This window comes from Kitasatospora sp. NPDC029367, assembly GCF_055569135.1.
Genome location: NZ_JBVHYH010000080.1, coordinates 1 through 23,749, shown reverse-complemented (window position 1 = coordinate 23,749; position 23,749 = coordinate 1). Strand labels below are relative to the sequence as shown.

At 74.1% G+C, this 23,749-nt stretch carries 23 protein-coding genes and 1 pseudogene; 14 read left to right on the top strand and 10 right to left on the bottom strand.

What is annotated here, in order from left to right; translation table 11 throughout:
* Window positions 1-518: 518 nt before the first annotated feature.
* A complete protein-coding gene (locus tag ACZ4W5_RS31775; RefSeq protein ID WP_465658439.1) occupies window positions 519-887 on the bottom strand; it encodes a hypothetical protein in 369 nt (122 codons plus the stop codon).
* A 1,870-nt stretch (window positions 888-2,757) separates the two neighbouring features.
* Here ACZ4W5_RS31775 and ACZ4W5_RS31770 point away from each other — a divergent pair.
* The 10 genes and pseudogenes from ACZ4W5_RS31770 to ACZ4W5_RS31725 all read left to right on the top strand — a co-directional run bounded on the left by ACZ4W5_RS31770 (window position 2,758) and on the right by ACZ4W5_RS31725 (window position 10,902).
* On the top strand, window positions 2,758-3,051 hold the full coding sequence (locus ACZ4W5_RS31770) for a hypothetical protein (protein ID WP_465658437.1): 294 nt from the start codon (window positions 2,758-2,760) through the stop codon (window positions 3,049-3,051).
* Window positions 3,052-3,137: 86 nt separating this feature from the next.
* Window positions 3,138-3,563 carry a phage tail protein gene (locus tag ACZ4W5_RS31765; RefSeq protein ID WP_360244222.1) on the top strand — a complete coding sequence of 142 codons (426 nt, stop codon included), beginning with the start codon at window positions 3,138-3,140 and terminating at the stop codon, window positions 3,561-3,563.
* 50 nt (window positions 3,564-3,613) lie between these two features.
* A complete protein-coding gene (locus ACZ4W5_RS31760) occupies window positions 3,614-4,336 on the top strand; it encodes a CIS tube protein (protein WP_360244219.1) in 723 nt (240 codons plus the stop codon).
* Window positions 4,333-6,111, top strand: a complete 1,779-nt coding sequence (locus ACZ4W5_RS31755) for a VgrG-related protein (protein ID WP_465658435.1) — start codon at window positions 4,333-4,335, stop codon at window positions 6,109-6,111. The genes ACZ4W5_RS31760 and ACZ4W5_RS31755 overlap by 4 nt, the downstream gene beginning before the upstream one ends.
* Window positions 6,112-6,175: 64 nt before the next feature.
* Window positions 6,176-6,487, top strand: coding sequence for a PAAR domain-containing protein (locus ACZ4W5_RS31750; protein ID WP_360244213.1), 312 nt, complete (start codon window positions 6,176-6,178; stop codon window positions 6,485-6,487).
* A 73-nt stretch (window positions 6,488-6,560) separates the two neighbouring features.
* Window positions 6,561-7,013 (top strand): GPW/gp25 family protein, encoded by a 453-nt coding sequence (locus tag ACZ4W5_RS31745; protein WP_465658433.1) that lies wholly within the window; start codon window positions 6,561-6,563, stop codon window positions 7,011-7,013.
* The gene (locus ACZ4W5_RS31740) at window positions 7,013-8,974 is read left to right on the top strand and encodes a putative baseplate assembly protein (RefSeq protein ID WP_465658431.1); all 1,962 of its coding nucleotides are present in this window, start codon (window positions 7,013-7,015) and stop codon (window positions 8,972-8,974) included. The genes ACZ4W5_RS31745 and ACZ4W5_RS31740 overlap by 1 nt, the downstream gene beginning before the upstream one ends.
* Window positions 8,971-9,537 (top strand): phage tail protein, encoded by a 567-nt coding sequence (locus ACZ4W5_RS31735; RefSeq protein WP_360244204.1) that lies wholly within the window; start codon window positions 8,971-8,973, stop codon window positions 9,535-9,537. The genes ACZ4W5_RS31740 and ACZ4W5_RS31735 overlap by 4 nt, the downstream gene beginning before the upstream one ends.
* A gap of 3 nt (window positions 9,538-9,540) precedes the next feature.
* Window positions 9,541-9,609, top strand: a pseudogene (locus ACZ4W5_RS31730) (zinc-ribbon domain-containing protein); the annotation flags it as partial.
* 489 nt (window positions 9,610-10,098) lie between these two features.
* Entirely contained in the window at window positions 10,099-10,902 is an 804-nt protein-coding gene (locus ACZ4W5_RS31725; protein WP_465658456.1) for an NADase-type glycan-binding domain-containing protein, read from the top strand.
* Window positions 10,903-11,023: 121 nt separating this feature from the next.
* On the opposite strand, the gene ACZ4W5_RS31720 is transcribed toward ACZ4W5_RS31725, so the two are convergent.
* The 3 genes from ACZ4W5_RS31720 to ACZ4W5_RS31710 form a co-directional block, all read right to left on the bottom strand.
* Complete coding sequence (locus ACZ4W5_RS31720; RefSeq protein ID WP_465658429.1) at window positions 11,024-12,184, bottom strand: agmatine deiminase family protein; 1,161 nt, start codon at window positions 12,182-12,184, stop codon at window positions 11,024-11,026.
* Between the two features lie 77 nt (window positions 12,185-12,261).
* Window positions 12,262-13,296, bottom strand: a complete 1,035-nt coding sequence (locus ACZ4W5_RS31715) for an agmatine deiminase family protein (RefSeq protein WP_465658427.1) — start codon at window positions 13,294-13,296, stop codon at window positions 12,262-12,264.
* Between the two features lie 275 nt (window positions 13,297-13,571).
* Window positions 13,572-14,126 (bottom strand): TetR/AcrR family transcriptional regulator, encoded by a 555-nt coding sequence (locus tag ACZ4W5_RS31710; protein ID WP_465658425.1) that lies wholly within the window; start codon window positions 14,124-14,126, stop codon window positions 13,572-13,574.
* A gap of 275 nt (window positions 14,127-14,401) precedes the next feature.
* Between ACZ4W5_RS31710 and ACZ4W5_RS31705 the strand changes: the two genes are divergently transcribed.
* On the top strand, window positions 14,402-15,115 hold the full coding sequence (locus ACZ4W5_RS31705; protein WP_465658423.1) for a hypothetical protein: 714 nt from the start codon (window positions 14,402-14,404) through the stop codon (window positions 15,113-15,115).
* A gap of 113 nt (window positions 15,116-15,228) precedes the next feature.
* On the opposite strand, the gene ACZ4W5_RS31700 is transcribed toward ACZ4W5_RS31705, so the two are convergent.
* Together ACZ4W5_RS31700 and ACZ4W5_RS31695 are read right to left on the bottom strand one after the other, a co-directional pair.
* Window positions 15,229-16,836, bottom strand: a complete 1,608-nt coding sequence (locus ACZ4W5_RS31700) for a phytoene desaturase family protein (RefSeq protein ID WP_465658421.1) — start codon at window positions 16,834-16,836, stop codon at window positions 15,229-15,231.
* An 85-nt stretch (window positions 16,837-16,921) separates the two neighbouring features.
* Window positions 16,922-17,554 (bottom strand): FAD-dependent oxidoreductase, encoded by a 633-nt coding sequence (locus ACZ4W5_RS31695; protein WP_465658419.1) that lies wholly within the window; start codon window positions 17,552-17,554, stop codon window positions 16,922-16,924.
* On the opposite strand from ACZ4W5_RS31695, the gene ACZ4W5_RS31690 reads away from it, so the two are divergent.
* Complete coding sequence (locus ACZ4W5_RS31690) at window positions 17,453-18,175, top strand: hypothetical protein (protein WP_465658460.1); 723 nt, start codon at window positions 17,453-17,455, stop codon at window positions 18,173-18,175. The genes ACZ4W5_RS31695 and ACZ4W5_RS31690 overlap by 102 nt on opposite strands.
* 19 nt (window positions 18,176-18,194) lie before the next feature.
* On the opposite strand, the gene ACZ4W5_RS31685 is transcribed toward ACZ4W5_RS31690, so the two are convergent.
* On the bottom strand, window positions 18,195-18,782 hold the full coding sequence (locus ACZ4W5_RS31685; protein WP_465658417.1) for an SMI1/KNR4 family protein: 588 nt from the start codon (window positions 18,780-18,782) through the stop codon (window positions 18,195-18,197).
* Between the two features lie 278 nt (window positions 18,783-19,060).
* Here ACZ4W5_RS31685 and ACZ4W5_RS31680 point away from each other — a divergent pair, with 278 nt between their 5' ends.
* Window positions 19,061-19,519, top strand: a complete 459-nt coding sequence (locus ACZ4W5_RS31680; RefSeq protein WP_465658415.1) for a DUF2690 domain-containing protein — start codon at window positions 19,061-19,063, stop codon at window positions 19,517-19,519.
* A gap of 155 nt (window positions 19,520-19,674) precedes the next feature.
* Here ACZ4W5_RS31680 and ACZ4W5_RS31675 read toward each other — a convergent pair whose 3' ends face one another.
* Complete coding sequence (locus tag ACZ4W5_RS31675; RefSeq protein ID WP_465658413.1) at window positions 19,675-20,256, bottom strand: hypothetical protein; 582 nt, start codon at window positions 20,254-20,256, stop codon at window positions 19,675-19,677.
* A gap of 114 nt (window positions 20,257-20,370) precedes the next feature.
* Complete coding sequence (locus ACZ4W5_RS31670) at window positions 20,371-20,925, bottom strand: hypothetical protein (RefSeq protein WP_465658412.1); 555 nt, start codon at window positions 20,923-20,925, stop codon at window positions 20,371-20,373.
* A 460-nt stretch (window positions 20,926-21,385) separates the two neighbouring features.
* Here ACZ4W5_RS31670 and ACZ4W5_RS31665 point away from each other — a divergent pair, with 460 nt between their 5' ends.
* On the top strand, window positions 21,386-22,594 hold the full coding sequence (locus ACZ4W5_RS31665; protein ID WP_465658410.1) for a cytochrome P450: 1,209 nt from the start codon (window positions 21,386-21,388) through the stop codon (window positions 22,592-22,594).
* A 79-nt stretch (window positions 22,595-22,673) separates the two neighbouring features.
* Here ACZ4W5_RS31665 and ACZ4W5_RS31660 read toward each other — a convergent pair whose 3' ends face one another.
* Window positions 22,674-23,288: a TetR/AcrR family transcriptional regulator gene (locus ACZ4W5_RS31660; protein WP_465658408.1), complete on the bottom strand. Its 615-nt coding sequence runs from the start codon at window positions 23,286-23,288 to the stop codon at window positions 22,674-22,676.
* Window positions 23,289-23,749 lie beyond the last annotated feature (461 nt).

Genomic DNA, 23,749 nt, shown 5'->3' with positions numbered 1-23,749 from the left:
AGCGACGGTCTGGCGTTCCGCTCCCGGCTCGCCGCCTGGCAGGACCCTTCGCTGAGCGGACCGCTCGGCCACTCCGTGCTGCCCTCCGCTCCGGCGGGCATCCTGCGGGCGGTCGCGGTGCCGGGCACCCCGTCCGTGACCGTCGGCGGCGGGGACGAGCTCGTCCTGCGGCCGAGGCTGGGTGCGGGGGAGGAGGAGCCCGCAGGACCGTTGGAACCGGCGGGACAGGTGGCACGACAGCGGACCGGGCCCGTCCAACGGGCGCTCCGGCCACGGCAGTTGCCCGTGCGGTCGACCGGGTCCCGTGGGGTGCGTACGGGCGGCGCCGATCGGCAGGCCGGGGCTGGGGCTGCGGTGCCCGGTCCGTCCCGCAGTGCCGTTCCGGCGGCGGGTGCGGCAACTGATGCTGTCGAGGCCGGAGTTGTGGAGGCACCCGCTGGTCCGGCGGGTCGCACGGTGCGGCAGCCGGAGGCGGTCGCCGGGGCGCCGCGTCGGAATGGCGTGGCAGGTCCGGCCGTTCAGCGTGCGGTGCGACCGCGGGCCGTCAGCGCGCCGCTGACCGTGGCGCGGCGCCCCGGGTTGTTGCCCGTGCGGCCGGTGGCGGCCGTTCCGGTGCGGAGCGGGGCTACGCCGGAGGTCGTCGGCGAGGTGTCGAGCCGGGGTGCGGAGGTGTCGCAGCCGGTGGCTGTGGCGGAGGAGACGGTCCGTGCTGAGCGGGCGCCCGAGCGCACCGGGTCGGCGGCCCGAACGGCGCCGTCGGGCCCGAGTGGCGCCGCCGACGCGGCAGTGCAGCGGGCTGTGGCGACGCGTGGTGCGGCACCGGCCCGTCCGGTGCTCGGCGCGCCCTTGACGGCGCTGCCCGCGAGTGCGGCGCCGCTGGCCGCCACCGGCCCCCGGGCGGCCGAGTCCGTGCAGGCTGCCCCGGCTGCTATGCCGGTGGTCCGCGCCGAGCCCGGGGCCACGGGTGGCGGGGAGTCCGGGAGTAGCGAGCGGGCAGCGCGTGGGTTCGGGGCTGGGCCCGTCGGCGGCGCGTCCGTCCAGCGTGCGCCGTCCTCGCCGGCCGCTGAACGAGCGTCCCGGGCACTGTCGCGGCCGGCCCCGATCACGCCCCAGGCCTCGACCTCGGCTCGGGCCCAGGCCTCGCCCCCAGCCCAAGCGCCGACCCCGGCCCAAGCGCCGACCCCGACGTCAACCCCGCCCCAGGCCCCGGCGCGCCCGCGCTCGGGTCTGGGTGCGCCCCTCGATGCGATACCGCCGACGGCGGCAGCCGTCGGCCGTGGCGCTCCGTCGGCCGGTGGGCGGCGGCGGGTCCGGCGGGGCTCGGTCGCCCTGCCGGGAAGCGGTGGGCCGAACGCACCGACCGCCGGTGGGGGTGCACCCGTGCAGCGTGCGGTCGAGCACCACGTGACTGGCCCGCACTCAGCAACACCAGTTCAGGCAAGCACAAGTGAGGCATCGTCACACCAGATCCACGCAGCCGCGCCCGGCCCTGCCGGGGTGCCGAGTGCGGCCGGACGTGTCGGCGGCGGCCCGGTGGTTCCGGCTCGTCCGGCCGGGGGCGGTCTGGGCGTGCAGCGGGCCGTCGAATCCACCGCCCCGAGGCGCGGGTTGATCGGGGAGCGTCCGATGGCGGTCGCCCTGGCGGCAGCGTCGGCGCCCTTCGCGGGCGGCGTCGGTGCCCGGCCGGGGTCCGCTGCGGTGCCCGCCGCCCCGCCGGTGGTTCCGGTGGCCTGGCCCAACGCCATTGCGCGCCGTACGGACTCGGAGCCGGACTCGGAGCAGGGTTCGACGGCCGCGCCGCAGCCGAGGTCGGCTCCGGCGCCGCGCGGGGGCCGAGCGGCGGCTGCTGCTCCCCGGCGCGGGACGAAGCCCGGGGGCGGCCGGACCGGCAACGCCGGGCAGCCGCTGCCACCGGCGCTAGGGGGCGTCGTGGCCGCCGGTCGTCCGTCCGGCGGGGGAGTCGGGCACGCGGTGGCAACGGCCGTGCAGCGACTGCGCGTTCGGCGTTCACCGGAAGCCCGGGCTGGCCGGGATGCAGTCGATCGTCCTTCCGTACAAGGGAGTTCGGCGCCCGGCGACGCCGCGCCGACGTCAGCTGCCGCCGACGGCCCCTCGCCCGTCCGCTCCGAACAGCCGCGCGGCACGGTGCCCGTGGCGCAACGGCCGCAGGGAGGTGGCGGCCACAGCCCTGCAGCCGTTCAACGTCTTGCCGCCGCCCAGTCGTCCTCCGGCCACCCGCGCCCCGGGGCTCGGTCCGGCGGGCGGTCGGCCGCGCCGGTGCCCGCGCCGGTGCCCGTGCCCGTGGTCCGCCTCGCGCCGCCGGGCATCCAGGCGCTCCCACGGGCGGCCGCACCGCTGTTCGGTGCGCCCTCACCGGTCGTCCAGCGGGCTCAGTGGCCTTCGGTGGCAGCCGAGTTGTCACCGCAAGGGACGGCCGCGCCGGCCCGCGCCGCGCAGCCCGTACGGCCCGCGCAGCCCGTGGCGCCTGCACAGTCCGTGGCGCCCGCGCTGCCGGTGGTCCCTTCGCTCCAGCGGCTGCCGGGTGCGCCCGGCCCGCTGCCGCAGGCCCAGGCTCAGCCGCTCGCCGTGCTGTCGTCGCCGGTCGTGTCCCGGTCCGTGGCCCCCGGGGTGCCCGCGACACCTGGGGCAGCGCCCATGGCCGCGCGGCCCCTCGGGGCCGGGAGCACCCCATCCGTACCGTCCTCGCCGCCCGCCGCTCACCACTCCGCACCCGGTACGGCGCAGGTGTTGCAGCGGGTGGCCGAGCAGGCGGGGCTGGTGGGGGTGCCGTTGACCGCCGTCCCGGCGCGTCGGCCGACCACCGTGCAGGCGGCGCCGCCGCACGGCGCGCAGTCCGGTGGGCAACGGCCGCCCGGCGGCGCCGAGAAGGGCGGGGCGGCGGCCGAGGGCCCCGACAGGCCCGAGCACACCGGGCCCGCCGACCTGGACGAACTGGCCCGGCGCCTGGTCGAACCGGTCGGCCGCCTGCTGCGCACCGAACTGCGCAGGGGCCGGGAGCGGGCCGGGAAGCCGTACGACCTGCGCCGCTGAGCGCGGGCCGGCGCCGGACGGCCGCCGGGGGACCGGATCGACGTTGACCGTGAGCAGCACAGCAGGAACAGCAGGAGGCGGGGCCGATGACCGACAACATCTTCGCGAGCAGTGTGTTCTTCAGCCTGACGATCGGCGGGAACGACCTCGGCGAGTTCACCACCTGTTCGGGGCTCGGCGCGCAGGTCGAGATCGAGCAGTACGCGGAGGGCGGCAACAACGGTTTCGCCTGGCAGCTGCCGGGCCGGATCACCTGGACGAACATCACGCTGAGCCGCGCGGTCACCGCGGACACCGCCAAGATCGCGCGGTGGCTGAACGAGATCGTGCGGAAGGTCGAGCCGAAGGACGGCGAGATCGTGGCGCTGCGGCCGGACCTGAGCCGGATCGTCGGCTGGCAGGTGCTCGGGATCGTCCCGGTGCGTTGGGAGGGGCCGTCCTTCGACCCGTCGAGCTCCCAGCCGGCCATGGAGTCCCTGGAGATCGCCCACGCGGGCCTCCGCCCGTCCTGAGCGCGCCTCTCACCCCTCCCTCTCCCCCCAAGCACCCAAGGAGCAGCAGGATGTCCTCGGCGGTCCCCGCGAGTGTCACCCGGGCGCAACTGACCATCATGGAGCCGCCGGCCACCGTCGGCGCCCAGCCCGGCGGTGCGATCGCGCGGCTCCCGCTCCAGTTCAACCCGGCGACCCTGGTGCTGCGCAAGTCCACCGAGTGGCGGCGCACGCCGTCCCGGATGGCGGGCCAGTCGGCCCTGCCGGAGTTCGTCGGCAGCGGCCCGCGCTCGCTCTCCCTGGACGTGTTCCTGGACTCGACCGCGACCCACGACAACTCGGTGGAGCGGGCGGTGGAGCAGCTGATGACGGCCTGTGTGCCGACCCCGACGAGCCTGGCGCGCAAGACCCCGGCCAGCCCGTGGATCCGGCTGGACTGGGGCACCTTGAAGACGACCTCGTTCAACGGGGTACTGACCGGCCTGTCCGTCACGTACACGCTCTTCGACGTGGACGGCAACCCGCTGCGCGCGGTCTGCTCGCTCTCCATCGACGAGGCGAGCGTCGACCCGGCCGGGCAGAACCCGACCTCCGGCTCCCCGGAGGCCCGCAGCACCCACCGGGTGATCGCGGGCGACAGCCTGCCGCTGCTGGCCTGGCGGGCGTACGGGGACGCGACGGCCTGGCGGACCATCGCGGAGGCGAACGGCATCGACGACCCGCTGGTGCTGGTCCCGGGCGCGGAGCTGATCGTGCCGGGCATCGACGAGCTGACCCGGGGCGGTGCGGCATGACCACGCCCGAGGCCCGGGGCGGCCGGCCGTTCGCCGCGGATCCCGTCGTCGAGGCGCCGGGGCCGCTGCCGCCGGTGTGGGCGGCGCAGCTGGTGTCCTGCGACATCGAGGAGAGCGTGGGCCTGCCGGACACGGCGGTGCTGAGCTTCCGGGACGCCGACCACACCTTCCTCTCCGCGACCGGGATCACCATCGGCACCGAGCTGCGGGTCTCCGTGGTGACGGTGCAGGGCAACACCCGGGTGCGGCTGTTCACCGGGGAGGTGACGGCGCTGGAGCTGGAGGTGGACACCACGGGCTCCTACACGGTGCTGCGGGCGGCGGCGGTGACCCATCGGCTGATGCGCGGGCGCCGGGTGAAGGCCTTCCGGAACATGACCACCGCCGACATCGTGCGCGAGGTGGCCACGGGCGCGGGCCTGGCCTGCGGGCGGGTCGACTCCTTCCCGGTGGTGCACCAGCAGCTGTCCCAGGCGAACGTCCCGGACTGGGAGTTCCTGCAGTTCCTGGCGCAGGAGAGCGGCGCGCAGGTGCGGGTGGACGACGACGGCAAGCTGGAGTTCGTCCGGCCGCAGCCCGCCTCCTCGGCCCCGGCGCCGAGCACGCCCGCGCCGCAGAACCCGCTGGTGCTGGAGTACGGGCGCAACCTGCTGGAGCTGCGCGGGGTGCTGACCGGCGCGGCCGGGGCGGACACCGTCGAGGCGCGCGGCTGGAACGTCACCACCAAGAGCGCCCTGGTCGCCACCGAGCCGTCGGTGGCCTCGACGACCGTACTGCCGGGGCTGAGCCCCTCGGTGGTGGCCTCGGCCTTCCCCGGCCAGGCCAGGCTGACCGTCGCCGACACCCCGTACCGCACCCAGGCGGAGACCGCCGCCGTGGCCCGTTCGCTGGCCGCCTCGGTGGCCGGGGGCTTCGGCGAGCTGGAGGTGGTGGCCGAGGGCAATCCGCGGCTGCGGGCCGGCACCGCCGTCGCGCTGGGCAACGTCGGCGCGGCCTTCTCCGGCCGCTACACCGCCACCGGGGTGCGGCACCTGCTGGAGCCGTTCCGCGGCTACCGCACCACGGTGGTGGTCAGCGCCTCACCGGACCGTTCGCTGGCCGGGCTGACGAGCGGCGGCAACGCGCCGCCGCGCGGGCCGCGGATGCCGGGCCTGGCCGTCGCCGTGGTCACCGACGTCCGGGAGCCGGGCGCCGGGCAGCGGGGCTGGGTCCGGTTGAAGTTCCCCTGGCTGGACGACAGTTACGTCTCCGACTGGGTGCGCACCGTGCAGTGGGGCGGCCACGGGGGCGGCGGCGTGGTCAGCCCGGAGGTCAACGACGAGGTGCTGGTGGGCTTCGAGCAGGGGGACCTGGACAGCCCGTACGTGCTGGGCGGGCTCTACAACGGCGTGGACCGGCCCTCGCCGCACGACGTGCCGCTGGTCGACGCGACCGCCGGCAAGGTCAACCGCCGTTCCGTGGTGTCCCGTTCGGGCCACCGGCTGGAACTGCTGGACGTGCCGGGCGGTAGCTCCGGGGTCCGGCTGGCCAGCGGCGACGGGAAGCTGGAGGTCCGGCTGGACCAGCAGCGCGGGGAGATCCTGCTGACGGTGCACGGCGGGGTCGGCGGGGCGGGCAGCACGGTGCGCCTGACCTCCTCCGGCATCACCCTGGACGCGGGCACCGGCGAGGTGAACGTGCGCGGCGGTTCGGTGACCGTGCGCGGCACGACCGCCGTCACCGTGGACGGCGGGGCCGAGGCCGTCCTCAAGGGGGCGTTCGTGCACATCAATTGACGGACCATCAGGACAAGCAGCAGGATCGTGCCCGGCAGGGCGCCCTCGGAAATGGAGACCGCACATGCCCCCCGCAGCCCGGACCGGCGACCCGACCGACCACGGCGGCGTCCTCACCACCCCGCCGCCGGGTGCCGTCAAGGTCGCGACGGTGCTGATCGGCGGCCGCCCCGCCGCGGTGGCCGGCAGCGTGCACGCCTGCGTCCCGCACGTGGAGCTGGGCCCCGCCAACCTGGTCGAGCCCCAACTCGGCGGGCTGACCGGGGGAGTGGTGCTGATCGGCGGACTGCCCGCGGCCCGGATGGGCGACAAGACCACCTGCGGTGCCACCATCATCGCCGGGGCGTTCAACGTGCTGATCGGCGGCGCACTGTGAGCGAGCGCGGCGAGCGGGTCATCAACAGGCGCGCACGGGCGAACGCCCCTGCCCGGCGCAGCGAGGCGGGCGCATGAGCAACGACTTCATCGGCCGCGGCTGGGCCTTCCCGCTGCGGGTGAACGCCACCGGCGGGATCGGCATGGTGGAACGGGACCGGGAACTCGCCGAGGCGATCCGGCTGATCCTCGGCACCGCCCCCGGCGAGCGGCCGATGCGCCCCGAGTTCGGCTGCGGCATCCACGAGTACGTCTTCGCCCCGGGCGACAGCACCACCGCCGGGCGGATCGCCCGCGAGGTGCGGATCGCACTGGAACGCTGGGAGCCGCGGATCACCGTCGACGACGTGGTGATCGCCTTCGACCGGGTCGACGAGGGCACGCTCTACATCGACGTCCACTACACCGTCCGCGCCACCAACGACCGCCGCAACCTGGTCTTCCCCTTCTACACGATCCCGGAGTCCCCGGGGGCGGAAGCCCTCGACCCGCAACCGGCCGCCGCCGCCGACGGAGGTGCCCGCTGATGGCCCTGCCCTCCCCGAACCTGGACGACCGCCGGTTCCAGCAACTCGTCGACGAGGCCAAGCGGTACGTGCAGCAGCGCGCGCCGGAGTGGACCGACCACAACGTCTCCGACCCGGGCGTCACCCTGATCGAGACCTTCGCCTACCTGGTCGACCAGCTGCTCTACCGGCTGAACCGGGTGCCCGAGAAGAACTACACCGCCTTCCTGGACCTGCTGGGCATCCGGCTCTTCCCGCCCGCCGCGGCCCGCGCCGAGGTCGACTTCTGGCTCTCCGCCCCGCAGCCCGAGACGGTCCTGCTGCGCGCCGGCACCGAGGTGTCCACGCTGCGCACCGAGACCGACGAGGCGGTGGTCTTCGCCACCGCCGAGGACCTCCCGGTCGTCCCCAGCGCACTGGAGCGGCTGGTCACCGTCACCGCCGCGGGCGAGCAGGCCGACGTCACCGGACGACTGGCGGACGGCGTGGACGTGCGGTGCTTCCAGCCCCGCCCGGCGGCCGGGGACGCCATGCTGTTCGCCCTGCCCGCCGTGGTGCCGCGCTGCATCCTGGCCGTCCGGCTGGACAGCCGGGTGGAGGGCGTCGGCGTCGACCCGCGCCAGCCCCCGCTGGTCTGGGAGGTGTGGGACGGCGCCCGCTGGATCGCCTGCGAGACCGGCAGCGACACCACCGGCGGCCTCAACCGGCCCGGCGAGGTGGTGGTGTTCGTGCCCGCCGGGCACACCGCCTCGGTGGTGGCCGGCCGGCGGGCCGGCTGGCTGCGCTGCCGGGTCACCGAGCCCCGGCCCGGCCAGCCGTTCTACTCCGAGTCCCCGACCGTGCGCCGGGCCGAGGTGTTCACCGTCGGCGGCACCGCCACCGCCGTGCACGCCCGGACCGTCACCGACGCGCCGCTGGGCACCTCGGAGGGCGTCGCGGGCCAGCGCTTCCGGCTCGCCCGCCCGCCGGTACTGCTGGACGGCGGAGCGCCGGTGGTCGAGGTCTCGGCCGGCGACGGCTGGCAGCGCTGGACAGTCGTCGAGCACTTCGGCGACTCCGCGCCGACCGACCGGCACGTGGTACTGGACGCCACCAACGGCGAGTTCCTCTTCCCGCCCGCCGTCCGGGAGCCCGACGGCAGCCTGCGCGCCTTCGGCGCGGTGCCGCCCAAGGGCGCCCAACTGCGCGTCCCGCAGTACCGCACCGGCGGCGGGATCGCGGGCAACGTCGCCCGGGGCACCGTCACGGTGCTGCGCAGCTCCGTCCCGTACGTCGCCCGGGTGGACAACCGGGAGGCGGCCCGGGGCGGGGTCGACGGCGAGACGGTGGAGAACGCCAAGGCGCGCGCCCCGCACCAGCTGCGGCTGCAGGAACGCGCCGTCACCGCAGGGGACTTCGAGCTGATCGCCCGCCAGGCCGCGCCCTCCGCCGCCCGGGTCAGCTGCGTGCCCGCCACCGGCGGGGAGGCCGGGGCGGTCCGGGTGCTGGTGGTGCCGGACGCCGTCGCCGACGAGGGCGAGCGGCTGCGGTTCGAGCAGCTCATCCCGGACGAGCAGGTGCTGGCCGAGGTGGCGGCCGCGCTGGACGAACGGCGGCTGATCGGCACCCGGGTCCTCGTCCAGCCGCCCGCCTACCAGGGCGTCACCGTGGTCGCCCGGCTCACCACCCGCGCCGCGGACCCCGACCGGGTCCGCGAGGCGGTGCTGGACGCGCTCTACCGTCACCTCAACCCGCTGCGCGGCGGCGCCGCCGGCACCGGCTGGCCGTTCGGCCGGGCGGTGCAGTACGGGGAGGTGTTCGCCGTGCTCCAGCGGGTGGCCGCCGTCGCGGGCGTCGAGGAGCTGCGGCTCTTCCCGGCCGACCCGATCACCGGCCGCCGGGGCGCGCCCGCCGAGCGGGTCGACGTCCCGCCGGACGCCCTGGTCTTCTCCCACCAGCACCAGGTCGTGGTCACCGCGGTCGCCGAGGACGGCACCTCATGACCAGAGCCGCCGTCCCCGGGCTGCCCAGCCCGCACCCGATCGGCGAACTGCTGCCCGCGCTCTTCGCCGACGACGACTTCGCCCAGCGCTTCACGGCCGGCCTGGACACCGTCCTCGCCCCGGTCTTCGCCACCCTGGACAACCTGTCCGCCTACTTCCGGCCCGAACTCGCGCCCGCCGACTTCCTCGACTGGCTGGCCTCCTGGGTCGCGGTCGAGGTCGACCCGGCCTGGCCGGAGGAGGTGCGCCGGGCGGTGGTCGGGCGCGCCGTGGAACTGCACCGCTGGCGCGGCACCCGGCGCGGACTCACCGAGCGGCTGCGGCTGGTGCTGGGCGCCGGAGCCGAGATCACGGACGGCGGCGGCGCCGTCTGGTCCACCGACCCGGACGGCGAGCTGCCTCCCGCACCGGGCGGCGGCGGGGTGCTGGTCCGGGTCTGGCCGCTGGGCGGCGCGGGGCTGGACGAGGACCAGGTGCTGGCCGTCGTCCGGGCCGGCTGCCCGGTCCACCTGACCTGCCGGGTCGAGATCCTGCCCGGTCCACCCGGGCGAGCGGAGGGCTGACGGATGCCGGTGTGTCCCGAATGCGGCACGGCCAACGCGGAGGGCGACGACTTCTGCGGCAACTGCGGCGCCTACCTGGGGTGGTCGCGCCGGGCGCCCGCCGCGGGGGCCGGGGCCGCTCCGGTCGCCGGGCCTGGGCCCGCTCCGGCGCAGGCGCAGGCCTCGGCGCAGGCCTCGGCGCCGGCGGCGTCCGAGCCCGAGTCCGCTGCGCCTGCTGCGCCTGCTGCGCCTGCTGCGCCTGCTGCGCCTGAGTCTGCTGCGCCCGAGCCGACCGCCCCCGACACCTCGCGTACCTGGCGGAACGTCTCCCGACGGGTCACCAGCCGGAGCCGGCGCGCCCAACCGGCCGCCCCGGAGCCCGCTGCCGCAGAGCCTGTTGCCCCGGAGCCCGCTGCACCGGCACCGCCCGTCGAGGAGCCGCCCGTCGAGGAGCCGTCGTCCCCGGCGGCCGTCGAGACCTCGCGCTCGACCTCCACCCGGGCGCGGCCCGTACCGGCTCCCGCACCGGAGCCGGACCCGAAGCCGCAACCACCCGCCGTACCGCCTGCGGCACCGCCCGCCGTGACACCCGCCGCACCGCAGAGCGACCCGGTCGCCGTGCAGCCCGCCAAGCCCGTCGCGCCGCGTCCCGTCGTCCGGGCCTCCGCCGTCGAGGAGGCCCAGGACGGCCCGCCCTGCCCCCGCTGCGGCACCCCCAACCTGCCCGAGCGCCGGTTCTGCCGCCGCTGCGCGGCCCCGCTGACCGTCACCGCGGCCGCCCCGGAGCTGCCCTGGTGGCGCACCCGGTGGCCGTTCCGGCGCCGGGTGCGGATCGGCGGCTCGGGCAACGCGCTGCGCCGCACCATCGCGCTGATCGTGCTGCTCGCGCTGGTGGTGGCGGGGGTCCTGCTCTACCCGCTCGGCAAGAACGCCTACCAGGACGTGCTGGACAAGCTGGGCAGCACCGCGCCGGTCTCGCCCTCGCTGACCACGGCGTCGGCCGCGGTCGAGGGGCACCCCGCGAGCGCGGCCGACGACGGCCTCTCCAACACCTACTGGGGCGCGCCCGCGATCGGCGACTCCGTCGACTTCACCTTCCGCACCCCGTTCCGGCTGGTGGACCTGATCGTCCACACCGGCGCCTCCGCGGACCCGGAGCAGTTCCGGCAGCAGGCCCGCCCGCTGGTGCTCGCCCTGGAGGTGACCGCCTCGGACGGCGAGGTGCACCGCAAGCAGGTCACCCTCAACGACCAGCCGGGCCCGCAGACCGTGGCGACGGGCATCAGCGACGTCGTCCGGGTGAAGCTGACCGTCCGCGAGGCGGCGGGCACCGGCCCGGGCCGCACCGTGGCACTGGCGGAGGTGGAGTTCTTCAAGCGAACGTGAAGGGGTGCCCGCCGCCGCCGTGGTGTCGCCGGTCGCCGGTGCCCGCCTCGGCGGCGGCGCTGCTGGTGAAGGCGACCGAGAGGTCCGCCGGGGTCGCGCCGTGGGCGCCGAACAACGGGGATCAGACGGCGGGCTGGTCGTGGGTCGAGCAGTGGATGCCGCCGCCGCCGGAGGCGATGGTGTCGATCTGCACGGGGACGATCTCGCGGTCCGGGAACTGGTCCTTGAAGACCTCCCGGGCGTGCCCGTCGGCCTTGGCGTCGCCGAACAGCGGCAGGTACACGCCCTTGTTGCCGATGTAGAAGTTCATGTACGAGGAGACGAAGGCGTCGCCCCGGCCGGTGATCCGGTCCGGGTCGGGCTGGCTGATCTCGATCACCTTGAGCTTTCTGCCGGTGGCGTCAGTGGCGTCCGCGAGTACGGCCCGGGCCTGGTCGGCGGAGCGGGACCAGACGTCCGCGGGCATGCCGGGGAAGGCCCGGTCCAGGAGGACCACGCCGGGGGCGGCGAACCGGGCCAGGCAGTCGACGTGGGCGTCGGTGATGTCCTTGCCCTTGACGCCGGCCAGCCAGATCACCTTGGTGATGCCGAGGGCCTGCTTGAGCTCGGCCTCGATCTGGTCGCGGTCGCGGCCCGGGTTGCGGTTGGCGTTGACGATCGAGCTCTCGGTGACCATCAGGGTGCCCTGGCCGTCGGTCTCGAAGGAGCCGCCCTCGGCGACCAGCGGGGTCTCGACGCGCTCGACGCCGAACCTGGCCAGCACCGTCCGGGCGATCTTGGAGTCGTTGGCGTGCTGCTGCTTGTCGCCCCAGCCGTTGAAGTTGAAGTCGACGCCCTTGACCTTGCCGCCCTCCTCGACGAACACCGGCAGGGTGTCGCGGGCCCACAGGTCGTCGACGGCCACCGGCACCACCTCGACGGCGGAGCCGCAGGCCTTCTGGGCGGCCTCCTGCTGCTCCGGGCGGGCCATCATGACGACGGGTTCGCGGGCGGCGATGGCCTGGGCGAGGCCGGCGATGTCCTTGCGGACCTCCGGGAGCTGCTCGCCCCAGACGCTCTCGGAGGCGGGCCAGGACATCACGGTGCGCTGGTGCTTCTCCCACTCGGCGCCGAAGCGCCGGGGGCCGGGCGTGCCGGGCTGCTGGGACGGCGGCACGGCGCCGTCGGGGGCGCCGAGGCCGTCGGGGTCGCAGGCGGTCAGGCCGAGAGTGAGGACGCCGACTCCGGCGCCGACGCCGGTGATGGAGCGGATCATGCTGCGGCGGGACATGGCGTTGGTCATACGGGCTCTCCGGGCAGGGGTCGAGGGTGGTCCGGGAAGGACAACTGGTGCGGCTCGGGCTCTGGCTCGGGCTCCGGCTACGGCAGCGGCTCGTGCATGGTCGAGCAGTGGATGCCGCCGCCCCCGGCCATCAGCCGGTCGACGTCGAGCTGGACGACGTGGCGGCCGGGGAAGGCGGCGGCGAGCGCGTCCCGGGCGGCGGCGTCCTTGTAGGCGTCGCCGAACTGGGCGGTGATGACCCCGCCGTTGACGAGGACGAAGTTGAGGTAGGAGTCGACGAACCTGGAGCTGCGGGAGCGGACGCTGTCCGGGCCGTGCACCGGGATGACCTGGAGCCGGCGGCCGCGGGCGTCGGTGGCGGCGGAGAGGATGGCGAACTGCTCGCGGGCGTCGCGCGCCCAGGAGTCGTTGCGGTCGGCCGGCGGCAGCTGGACCATCACCACGCCGGGGCGGACGAACCGCGAGGTGACGTCGACGTGGTCGTCGGTGATGTCCTCGCCCTTGATACCGGGCAGCCAGATCATCCTGTCCGCGCCGTAGGCCTCCAGGACGGCGTCCTCGATCTCGTCCCGGCTCATGCCGCGGTTGCGGTTCTTGTTGACCAGGCTGCTCTCGGTGGCCATCACGGTGCCGTCGCCGTCGGTCTCGACCGCCCCGCCCTCGCCGACGAAGTCCGCGTAGGAGTGGCGCAGGCCGCGGTGAGCGGCGATCCGCTCGGCGGCCCGGGCGTCGTCGTGGTGGACCTGCTTGTTGCCCCAGCCGTTGAAGTTGAGGACCACGGCCTCCAGGCCGCCGTGGCCGTCCCGGCGGAACACCGGGGCGATGTCGCGCATCCACAGGTCGTCGGTGGGGATCGCGGTGGTCACCTCGACGGACGGGCCGCACCTCGAGCGGGCCTTGTCCGCGGTGTAGTCGTCGGGGGCGCACATGACCACGGGCTCGAACCGGGCGACGGTGCGGGCGATCAGGGCGATGTCCTCCTGGACGCCGCCCAGGCGCAGCCCCCAGACGCCCCGGCGGGAGGGCCAGGACATCCAGGTCCGCGCATGGGGGACGTCGTCGGCAGGCACCCAGGGGCCCGACTCGCCGGAGTGGTCGTCGTGGTAGCTCACGGTGGTCTCCTGATCGTGCGGGGATGCGCAGGTGCCGTTCGCGCCGCGGCCCGGGACCGGTCCGTGGTCGGGGGAAGGGCCGCGGCCGTCTCCACTCTCCGGGTGACGGCGCGTGGGCGCAGAGCGGGACGGAGTCAACGGACGGGGCGGCCGGCGCCTGCTGCCCCCTGCAGCGTTGCACTGACTAAAAAGTCAGTCAAGTTTGGACATGCGCCGTGACTCTTGCCGCAGGGAGCGTCACGCAGCGCGCCGTCCGGGCCCGCCCGTTGCACGGTTCAGGCGTCGAGCCGGGCGATCTCGGTGTCGATCGCCTCGGCCATCAGGGCGCGGGCGTGCGCCAGCGGCAGGCTGCCGCTGAGCCAGCGGGTGCTGAGGCCTTCGAGCAGTGCGGTCAGCCGCTCCGCCGCGCCGGCCAGTGCGACCGCCGAGGACATCGGCTGTACGGCGCCGAGCAGTCCGGCGACCTCCTGCACCCAGACCCGGGTGGCGCGGGCGAGGTCCTCGCGCAGGGTCTCGTCGAAGACGGCGCTGGCGCGCAGCTCGCCCCAGGCGGTGCTGTTCTCCCGGACCTCGACGCTGTCCTGGAGTTCCAGCAGCAGGGTCTGCTCCAGCTCCTCGCGCGGTGTCAACGGCGGTGCGTCCGGGGCGCGTTCGGTCGTGTAGCGCTCGGCCCGGTCGTTGATGAACTCCAGCGTCTGCCGGAGGATGCCGGTGCGGTCCTTGAAGTGGTAGTAGATCAGCGCGGTGGACACGCCCGCCTCGGCGGCGAGCTCCTCCACCCGCAGCCCGCGCACCCCGCGCCGCGCGATCACCCGCGCCGCTGCTTCCATGATCGACGTTTTCCTACTGGCCACGGTCCACCACCTTACCCGCGGGGCGCGCCAAGATCACTCCGCATGCTGAAAGTCCCGTCAGGTGGGATGCCGGGGGGTGGGCCGTACGTCCTGACGACTTTCGGACAAGCTGCGCCCCGGGAGTGGAATTCTCCGATCCTCCGCTGAACTTTCACGTCTCCACCACCTAGGGTGACTCTCGTTCGACCGCCGGGCGGACCGGCGCAACGGGGGCACCTCAACCTCCTCAACACTCCAGGAGCACACCGGACATGATCCTGCGTCAGATAGTGAAGTGCGTGAGGGCCCTGGCGACCGGCCGGGGCGCGGGAGCCGCCGTGGCGTCGATCGCCCTGGTCGCGGCCGTCGCTCTGGGCGGCACCGTCTCCGGTATGTCCACGGCCGAGGCCCGGACGGCGGGCTGGGGCAACGGCGGCAAGTGGAGCTGCTCCGGGCAGCCCGTCGCCGCCGGGAACGTCATCACCGACCACGACCCCAGCGGGTGCAGCGGCGCCGGCTCCTGGTACCAGCAGCCGGCCAAGGACGGCATCTGGACCTGCTCCGGCTCCCCGGTGGTGGCCGGCTACGTGATCACCGACCACCAGACCACCGGCTGCCGGGGCATGGGCTCCTGGCGGCACAACCTCGTCCACGACGGCATCTGGACCTGTTCCGGCTCGCCCGTCGTGCCCGGCTACGTCATCAGCAACCACTTCCGCAGCGGCTGCGGCGGCATCGGCAACTGGCAGCACAGCCTCCCGCACGACGGCATCTGGACCTGCTCGGGCTCCCCGGTGGTGGCCGGCTACGTGATCACCGGCCACACCGTGGCGGGCTGCGACGGCGCCGGCTCCTGGCGCCACAACACCGCCCGCGTCGGCCTCTGGACCTGCCCGGGCTCGCCCGTCCCGGCCGGCTTCCGGGCCACCCAGTACAACGCCGGCGCCTGCGACGGCCTCGGCGGCTGGGTCCTCGCCCGCGCCTGACGCACCGGCACCGGGCAGGTCGCCGTACGACCTCCTCGTACGGCCTCTCCGTACGACCTCTCCGCGCGGCCTCTCCGTACGACCTTCTCGTCCCGGCCGGCCCGGTCCCCGTCCTACCGGGCCGGGTCGGCCAGGACGGCCTGCGCCGCGTTGTGCCCCGGGATACCGCTGACCCCGCCGCCGCGGACGGCGCCCGCCCCGCACAGCAGCACGTTCGGGTGCGCCGTCGCCACGCCCCAGCGGGCGGCGGGGTCCGCCCGCCCCTCCCCGCCGTCGTCCCCGTCCCCGTCCTCTTCCTCGATGAAGGGGAAGGCGAGGTCGCGATGGAAGATGTGCCCGCCCGGCAGCCCGAGCTCCCGCTCCAGCGCCGGCGGCGTCCGGGCCTCCACGCAGGGCCGTCCGTCGGCGTCCACGGCCAGGCAGTCGGCGATCGGCTCGGCCAGCACCGCGTCCAGCTGCGCCAGGCTCGCGGCCAGCGCGCGCTCCTCGGCCGCCGGGTCGCCGAACAGCCGGGCGGGCATGTGCAGTCCGAAGAGCGTCAGGGTCTGGTACCCCTGCCGGACGGCCTCCGGCCCGAGGATGGACGGGTCGGTGAGGGAGTGGCAGTAGATCTCGGACGGCGGTGCCGAGGGCAGTCGGCCGGCCAGCGCCTCGGTGTACGCGGTCTCCAACTGCCGGTAGCCCTCGGCGATGTGGAAGGTCCCGGCGAAGGCCTCGCGCGGGTCGGCGGCGGTGTCCCGCAGCCGGGGCAGCCGGCGCAGCACCATGTTGACCTTGAGCTGGGAGCCCTCCGGGGCGGGCCCCGGGTCCTCGCCGAGCAGCCGGGCCAGGGTGGCCGGGGCGGCGTTCACCAGCACCCGTCGCCCCGCCACCGTCGTCTCGCCGTCCCGGTGCCGGTACGTCACCTCGGCGTCGCCCCGGCCGTCGGTGGCGACGGCCGTCACCTCGCAGCCGGTCCGGAGCTCCGCCCCGGCGGCCCGGGCGGCCCCGGCGAGGGCGTCCGTCACGGCGCCCATCCCGCCGACCGGCACGTCCCAGTCACCGGTCCCGTTGCCGATGACGTGGTAGAGGAAGCAGCGGTTCTGCCGCAGCGCGGGGTCGTGGGCGTGGGTGAAGGTGCCGATCAGCGCGTCCGTCAGGACCACGCCGCGTACCAGGTCGTCCGTGAAGGTCCGTTCGACCGCCTCGCCGAGCGGCCGCTCGAACAGGGCCGTCCAGGCGGCCTCGTCGCCGACCAGCCGACGGAACTCGGCGCGGGTGCGCAGCGGTTCGGTGAGGGTGGGGAACACCCGTCGGGCGACCTCCGCCGTCATCCCGTAGAAGCGCTGCCAGGCCTGCCACTCCCGGTCGTCGCCGGTCAGGCTCCGGAACGACTCCCTGGTGCGCTCCGGGTCCGCCGCGTCCACCAGCAGCCCGGTGGGCTTCCCGTCCCGCAGGGTGGGGGTGTAGGAGGAGATCCGGCGGCGGCGCAGGTCGAGCCGCAGCCCGAGGTCCCGTACCACCTGCCGGGGCAGCAGGCTGACCAGGTAGGAGTAGCGCGACAGCCGGGCGTCCACGCCGGGGAACACCCGCGCGGAGACGGCGGCCCCGCCCACCCTGGGCAGCCGTTCGAGGACCAGCACCCGCTGCCCGGCCCGCGCCAGGTAGGCCGCCGCCACCAGTCCGTTGTGCCCGCCGCCGACGATCACGGCGTCGTACCGGGATGACACGATCGTGGTCATCCGGTCACGGTACGACACCCCACCCGTGCGGGGAACCCCCGCGATCTCACACCACGCCGTAACCGATCAGGCGCCACCCAGACCTTCAGAAGCCCCCACGCCTGCCACGGCGGAGCGCCCGCCGGGCCAGTGTCCTGCTGCCATTGAAGAAGTCGTTGAACCGGTCCAGCCCCCAGATGGCTCGGAGGACGAACGGCTGCATCAGCAACGACATCGACGGCGGGTACTTCGAGGCGTTCGACCAGATGCCGGCGAGGTCATCCGACATCTCACCGTCGACGATGTAGTCGGCGAGCTGATGGGCCACGTACGGCACCTGACAGAGGCCGTGGCCGTTGCAGGCCATCGAGTAGAAGACGTTGCCGCCCACCTGCCCGGCGATCGACAGCCAGTCCGGGCTGATGCCGATCCAACCGCCCCAGGCCCGCTCGATGGCCACGTCGGACAGCGACGGGAACCGGTTGGCCAGATCCTGGACGGTGCACGGTGCACAGGCCAGTCGTGCCCTTGGGTTCACACCCTCCCCGAGTTGGGCGCGACCTCGGAAGATCTCGCGCGCGGCCGCCACGGTCACGGGATCCGGCCCCGTGGTACGTTCCGGGACCAAGGGGGCGACATGGACGAGACTTCGACGGCACGTGCGGAACTGGACCGACTGGGTCGGTCCCTGCGCGTACAACTGGTCACCCTGGTCAAGGACTTGACCGTTCGTGTCCACCTCCGCCGACTCACCCTGGGCGAGCCGCAGCCGGAGATCACGGACCGGCCCGATCCGCTGCGGTACCACCACTCGATGGCGTACCAGGGCAATCGTCCGGCGACCGTCACCGCCACCGAGACGTCCGACCGGGCGGTCTCCCTCCTCCACGCGGCCGGGTGGGACGTCACGACGTCACAGCTGGACGACGACGGAAGGCTCTGGACGGTGATCCTCGCCCGCCGGGACGGCAGCACCATCCGCGTCCTGACGAGCGACGACACCCCTGCGGTGGTCTTTCGGGGACAGACGGCGGACCTGGCCCTGACCGCCCCGCAACCGGAGCCTGGACCTGAGTCGGTGCCGGTGCGCCCCCAGGAGCCCGAACCGGAGCCGGAACCGGTGTGTACGCCGGAGACCCTCACACCCGGCTACGTCCTCTGCTACGAGTGCGACGGCCTCGGCCGCTGCCCCACCTGCCACGGCCGCGGGTGGCTCCCCCGCCGCCCCGACGGCAAGCGCCGTTGCGGCGAATGCCGCACGACAAGGCTCTGCGTCATCTGCCGGGGCGCCGGCGAGCTGAGCGTCTACGGACTGTCCTCCTACCAGCGCGGCTACTATCCGGACCTGGACCGGGACTGACCAGGGCTGTTGCGGAGCGTCACAGCCGCGGGGCCATCCGATGCCGGTTCGGATGGCCGTGAAGCCGGGGCGAGTTGAGTTCCAGCGCCCGGTTGTCGAGTCCGGCACCCATCTGGTTGAGCCAGCGCTCGTACCAGGCGAGGAAGTCGGTGGCGGAGGAGACGTTGGGCCCCCAGTACCCGTCGCCGTTGCCGACGAGGACGCGGCCGGTGAGGGGCCCGGTCACCGCGATGACGCACACGTCGGTGCACCCCATCTCGATGATGTGGAGGAAGAGGTCGCGATCGTGCGACCCGGTCTCCGGGCGGCCGAAGCCCCGGGGGGTCCCCGGTGCTCCGCGCGGCTCCATGACCAGCAGGGAGCACCGCTCCAGCGGCACGAGCCCGTAGAACGGTGCCGCGCCGGAGCCGCCGAGGTGCCTGAGGAACTGCCGATAGGCGGAGGGCAGGGCGACGCCGTGTTCGGCCTCGAAGGCAGCGATCCGCGACTCCGACAGCGTCGGTCCGAGGCGGAACCTGTGTTGCTCCTCCCCGAAGGAGTGGCTGCGCAGTGGCTGGAACGGGATCGCGGCCAGCCTGCGACGCAGGCGGGGTATGCGGGGGTCCATGGTGGGTCTTCTCTCGTCCCCGTAACCCTAGAGGTGGGCGAAGCACCGCAACCGCTCCATCCGGAGACCGCTGCCTCGCATCCCGGCGGCGTCCCCGGGGCGGGCGCGGGCGTCCCGGGACGCAGCGGGGACGCGCGGACGGCGCCGGGGACGGGCTCCGGACGGAACACTGGCGAACTGCGCCCCCACCCCGCCCCCACCGCCCCCACCGGGCCGCCGGAATCCGGCGCACGAACGCCCGGCCCGGAACCGACCACCACCAGCCCCCAGAAGGATCCATGCGCATCTCCACCTCCCTCAAGCGGGCCGCCCTGGTCGGCGCGGCCGTCATCGCCCTGGCCACGGGCGTCAACGGCACCGCGAACGCCGACACTTACGACGGACAGGACCCGATCTCCTCCGGCTGCGCCGCCGACGCGATCACCGCGAAGTCCGTGCCCCTGAACGCGGACGGCATCGGCCAGGTCGGCACCCTCGAACTGCGCTACAGCCGCTCGTGCCGCACGGCCTGGGCCCGCGTCTACTCCCGCGGCAACAGCCTCTGGGCGAACGTGGTCCGCCAGAAGGACAACCAGCGCTCGGGCTGCGACAAGGCGTCCTGGGACTCGGGCTCCGGGCAGTACTACTGCTACACGCCCATGGTCAACGACGCCGGTTACCTCTCCTACGCTGTCGGCAACGCCACCGACTCCTCCGGGCAGATCGGCAGCCACGCCGGATACACCCCCCTGTACTGACACCGGTCCACCCGCGACGACACTGCCCCCGAAGCCGCCGGCCCGCTCCGGGGGCAGCCTCGTCGGGACGGCGCCGAAGCCCTGCCCCGGACACCGGCTCGTTCGCCCGAACGAGCCGCGGCCGTAGGGGCCGGTCCGGCTTCCCGTGCCGGGTGTCAGGGGATGAACTGTGCTCCGAGCAGACCGTGGCCGGCGGCCGCCGCCGCGCGCCACACCGGGGGTACGCCGTCGAGTAGTGCGGTGATGTCGTCCCGACCGCCCTCGTCGTGGAGGGCGGCGGTGAGCAGCAGTTCGGCCTGGTGCCGGCTCTGCGGGGTCCAGTCGTAGGCGCGTTCGACGGCAGGAAGGGTCTGCACGACCTGTTCCGGGGTGAGCAGGATGTCGCCGAACCAGCCGGGCAGTTCCGCGAAGCGCTGCGGGCCGAGGGCGAAGGCCATGGCGGAGGCCGGGTAGGCCTTGCGGGCGGAGACCACGAGGTGCGGCAGGGACCTGTCGTAGCCCTCTTCCCAGGCCTCGTAGACGGTGCAGATCCGCTCGTCCAGTGCGGACGGGGCGGCCAGATCGATGAACCGGTCCATGGCCTCCGGGGTGCTGCCGCCGGCTCGCCACCAACGGAGGAGGTCCGTGGACGCGGCGAGCGCGGCCTCCGCCTCGATGACCGGAGCGAGTTCCGGCGCGTACCGTGCGACGGCCTCGGGCCGCACGGGGATCAGGCACCACATGCCCAGGAAACTCATCGGCGGCCCCCTTCGTCGTGTTGCCCTGATGGTGCCACCCCCCTCCGACAACCCGCCCACCACAAGAAGGGGACCAAGCCGAGAACGACCGCGGCGAAGTGCGGAATGCGGTGCTCAGCGCACCGGAACAGGTGTCTCCGCAAGAACGCCGACGCCGCGTACGCGCATCGACTCGTTCAGCGCGAGCGGGCTGATGCCCAGGGCGGTGGCGATCTCGGGGGCCAGGTCGAACGCCCGCCACTTCCACTCCTCCTCGGCCTCGTCGTTGCGGTCGCTTTCGTTCCAGGTCGGCGGCAGGCCCATCCGCTGCCGCTCGGCCTGTTCCTGTGCAAGGGGCTGTCCCAGTGTGAGGAGTCCGTCGTCGATCTCGCCGGTCTCGCAGTACCGCCGCACCACCACCCCGTGCTCTGCGATCAGCCAGGCCGAGCCGTCGTTCTGTGTGCCGAAGTAGTACGCCTGGGCCACTCCGTAGCGGGAACTGAGGTCGGTACACAGGCGCAGGACCTCGTCACTTCTGGCGGTGTCGCACGGGTCGCACCACGGGCCGATCACCAGAGTCCATCCCTCGATCTCAGGACTCACGTACACCCGGGCCAGTCCGTCCGGATCGTCCTCGGCCTCTCCGTGGCCGTCCTCGTCGATGACAGCTTCGGCCTCGGCGAACGTCACGGGTACGGGTCGGGTGAGGCCCAGGGACGCGATGACTCCCGCTTGGTCACCGGTCGGTACGGCGATCCAGTAGAGCCAGCACGTCGACAGCGGCCTTGGCTGGTCGTCTCTCGCGATACGCACGGCCACAGCCTGCCACTTCGGGGCCCGCTCGTTCGAAGCCGGAGGCTGAACGACAGGTCAGAGGGAGATCCCGCCGCAGGTGGAGGGTTCGTCGCATCGGTTCGACGAGTGACGGGGGCGCGGCCTGATGGCGTTCGACGCGGTGGTGAACCGGTCCGGACGGTGCCAGGGAGGCTGACTGTGCGTGCCGGCGGTGTTACGCTCCCCGCAATAGAGAGCTGGCTCTCACTTCTTGGGTCCGGGTGCCGTTCGTCCACCCCGGCCCGGGTGTGCAGGAGAGAGCCGCTCCGTCGAGTGTTCGCTGCTCTTGTGGCCCTTCGGCCGGTGAGGAGAGACCATGACCACGCCCGCACCGCAGTTACCCTTCGAACGCCCCAACGCCCTGGACCTGGCGCCGCTGCTCGCGCGCCTGCGGGAGGAGGGCCCGATCACACGGGTGACGACACCCGCCGGTGACCCGGCCTGGCTGGTGACCCGCTACGAGGAGGCGCGGGAGATCCTGAGCGACACCCGGTTCTCCCGGCTGCGCCCCGACACCGCGGACTCCCCGAGGATCTCGGCCTCGGCGCTGCACACCCGCACCGCGGGCACGCCCGAGGAGGAGGACCGCGAGCACGCGCGGATGCGGCGGATGCTGGCACCCGCGTTCAGCGCGCCGCGGATGCGTCGGCTGGGCGAGCGGATCGGCGAACTCGCCGCGTCCTGCCTGGACGCGATGGAGGAGCAGCGTGCACGAGACCCCCGACGCGCCGTCGACCTGCACGACCACCTGTCCTTCCCGCTGCCCGTGATGGTGATCTGCGAGCTGCTCGGCGTGCCGGTCGCTGACCGGGAGCTGCTGCGCGGCTGGTCGGCGCGGATCGCCGCACTGTACGGCGAGGCCGACGGGGCCGCGGCCATGGCCGAGTTCGAGGCGTACGTGGCCGCCGTCGCCGCGGACAAGCGCAAGCGGCCGGGACAGGACGTGATCAGCGACATCCTCGCCGTACAGGCGCAGGACCCCTCGTTCACCGAGGAGGAGATGACCCGCCTGGCGGTGGGGCTGCTGTTCGCGGGCCACGAGACGACGTCGACCCGGATCGACCTCGGGGTCCTGTTCCTGCTGAGCGACACCGCCCGGCGCGACCGCTTCGCCGCCGACCCCGAGGGAACGGCCCGCGCCACCGTGGAGGAGATCCTGCGGATGGCCGCGCCCGGCGCCCTGGGCCTGATCCGCTACGCCCGCGAGGAGATCACCGTCGCGGGGACGGCGATCGCGCGGGGCGAGGCGGTGCTGGTGGCGATCAACGCCGCGAACCGGGACGGGCGGGCGTTCGAGGAGCCGGACACCTTCGACCCCTCGCGTTCCCCCAACGCCCATCTCGCCTTCGGGCACGGCGGCCACTACTGCATCGGCAACGCGCTGGCCCGCACCGAGATGCAGATCGCGCTGACCGCGCTGTTCCGACGCTTCCCCGGCCTGCGACTGGCGGTGGACGCGCGCAGCCTGCGCGACCACTCCGAACGGCTGGCGGGCGGCATCGGCGAGGTCCCGGTCCGGTGGTGAACGGCCCTGTGGAGCTGCCGACACCAGCCCGGGCGTGAGGCGTGAGGCGTGAGGCGTGAGGCGTCAGGGCGTCAGGGCGTCAGGGTGTGCGGGCGCGCAGCGCCGGGGCGGGGCAGGGCAGCGGGCGGGCCCCGGTGGGGGAGAGGCCGTCGAGGACCAGGGCCAGGTACCGGCGCCAGCCGTCCTCACCGGGCTCCACCGTCCACAGCACCGAGACCAGCATGACGACCACGCGGTGCAGGTCGTCGGGCACGAGGTCGGTGCGGAGCACGCCCGCCGCCTGACCGCGTGCCAGGAGGACGTCGAGGGCGGCGAAGAACTCCTCACCGGTCGCCGGGGTCAGCACCCCGGCGGCGCGGGCGGCGGCCAGCACGTTGTAGTCGCCCGCCACCGACTCCAGAGCCGCCGCCAGCACCCGGGCGAGCCCGCCCGCAGGATCGGGCTCGTGGGCGGCGGCCTGGATGACGGGCCGGACGTGCTCCTCGAAGCGCTGGTCCAGCACGGCGCGCAGGAGCGCGGCCTTGTCGGGGAAGCGGCGGAAGAGCGTGGCGGCCCCGAGGCCGGCCCGCCGCGCCACGTCGTCGAGATGGGCGTCAGGGCCCTGCTCGGCGAAGACCTCCCGGGCAGCCCGGATGATCTTCTCCGCGTTGCGGGCGGCGTCGGCGCGCAGCAGCCGGGGAGCGTCGGGAACCATCCCGGCACCCTATCGCCACAGTGCCGAGTCGGCCGGTGACGTACGTTCAGCCCCCGTCTACGCTCCCGCGCGGTTCGGGGCCGGGCATTTGTTTCGGGCGAGGAGTAGGGGTACTGTCTCCCAGTCGCCCGACAGGGAGCACCGGACACGCGAAAGCGCGGACGGTTCCGGGGCGGCCAATCCACGAGAAACAGCACAGGCCGGTTTCGGCATGCCTGCTTATCGGGATTGCGGCCGGATTCGCTTTTCGGAGCGGGGCTCGGTTAGAGTTTGAGACGTCGGACGGGGCATCAAACCCCGAAAGACACCGGCAAGTTGGATGACGAAGCCCCGGAAAACGGAGCGGAAAACATCTGATAAGCTGGGAACACGAAAGAACGAAGCGCCCGGAGGGCCCGCTGGAAGGCGGTCCGAAGGAAGCGTCCGTTCCTTGAGAACTCAACAGCGTGCCAAAAGTCAAC

Coding starts and splice junctions, on each gene's coding strand:
- ACZ4W5_RS31765 (WP_360244222.1), top strand. CDS start 3,138: ATGACCGACAACATCTTCGCGAGCAGTGTGTTCTTCAGCCTGACGATC.
- ACZ4W5_RS31760 (WP_360244219.1), top strand. CDS start 3,614: ATGTCCTCGGCGGTCCCCGCGAGTGTCACCCGGGCGCAACTGACCATC.
- ACZ4W5_RS31755 (WP_465658435.1), top strand. CDS start 4,333: ATGACCACGCCCGAGGCCCGGGGCGGCCGGCCGTTCGCCGCGGATCCC.
- ACZ4W5_RS31750 (WP_360244213.1), top strand. CDS start 6,176: ATGCCCCCCGCAGCCCGGACCGGCGACCCGACCGACCACGGCGGCGTC.
- ACZ4W5_RS31745 (WP_465658433.1), top strand. CDS start 6,561: ATGAGCAACGACTTCATCGGCCGCGGCTGGGCCTTCCCGCTGCGGGTG.
- ACZ4W5_RS31740 (WP_465658431.1), top strand. CDS start 7,013: ATGGCCCTGCCCTCCCCGAACCTGGACGACCGCCGGTTCCAGCAACTC.
- ACZ4W5_RS31735 (WP_360244204.1), top strand. CDS start 8,971: ATGACCAGAGCCGCCGTCCCCGGGCTGCCCAGCCCGCACCCGATCGGC.
- ACZ4W5_RS31720 (WP_465658429.1), bottom strand. CDS start 12,184: ATGACCAACGCCATGTCCCGCCGCAGCATGATCCGCTCCATCACCGGC.
- ACZ4W5_RS31710 (WP_465658425.1), bottom strand. CDS start 14,126: ATGGAAGCAGCGGCGCGGGTGATCGCGCGGCGCGGGGTGCGCGGGCTG.
- ACZ4W5_RS31705 (WP_465658423.1), top strand. CDS start 14,402: ATGATCCTGCGTCAGATAGTGAAGTGCGTGAGGGCCCTGGCGACCGGC.
- ACZ4W5_RS31700 (WP_465658421.1), bottom strand. CDS start 16,836: ATGACCACGATCGTGTCATCCCGGTACGACGCCGTGATCGTCGGCGGC.
- ACZ4W5_RS31690 (WP_465658460.1), top strand. CDS start 17,453: ATGGACGAGACTTCGACGGCACGTGCGGAACTGGACCGACTGGGTCGG.
- ACZ4W5_RS31685 (WP_465658417.1), bottom strand. CDS start 18,782: ATGGACCCCCGCATACCCCGCCTGCGTCGCAGGCTGGCCGCGATCCCG.
- ACZ4W5_RS31680 (WP_465658415.1), top strand. CDS start 19,061: ATGCGCATCTCCACCTCCCTCAAGCGGGCCGCCCTGGTCGGCGCGGCC.
- ACZ4W5_RS31675 (WP_465658413.1), bottom strand. CDS start 20,256: ATGAGTTTCCTGGGCATGTGGTGCCTGATCCCCGTGCGGCCCGAGGCC.
- ACZ4W5_RS31665 (WP_465658410.1), top strand. CDS start 21,386: ATGACCACGCCCGCACCGCAGTTACCCTTCGAACGCCCCAACGCCCTG.
- ACZ4W5_RS31660 (WP_465658408.1), bottom strand. CDS start 23,288: ATGGTTCCCGACGCTCCCCGGCTGCTGCGCGCCGACGCCGCCCGCAAC.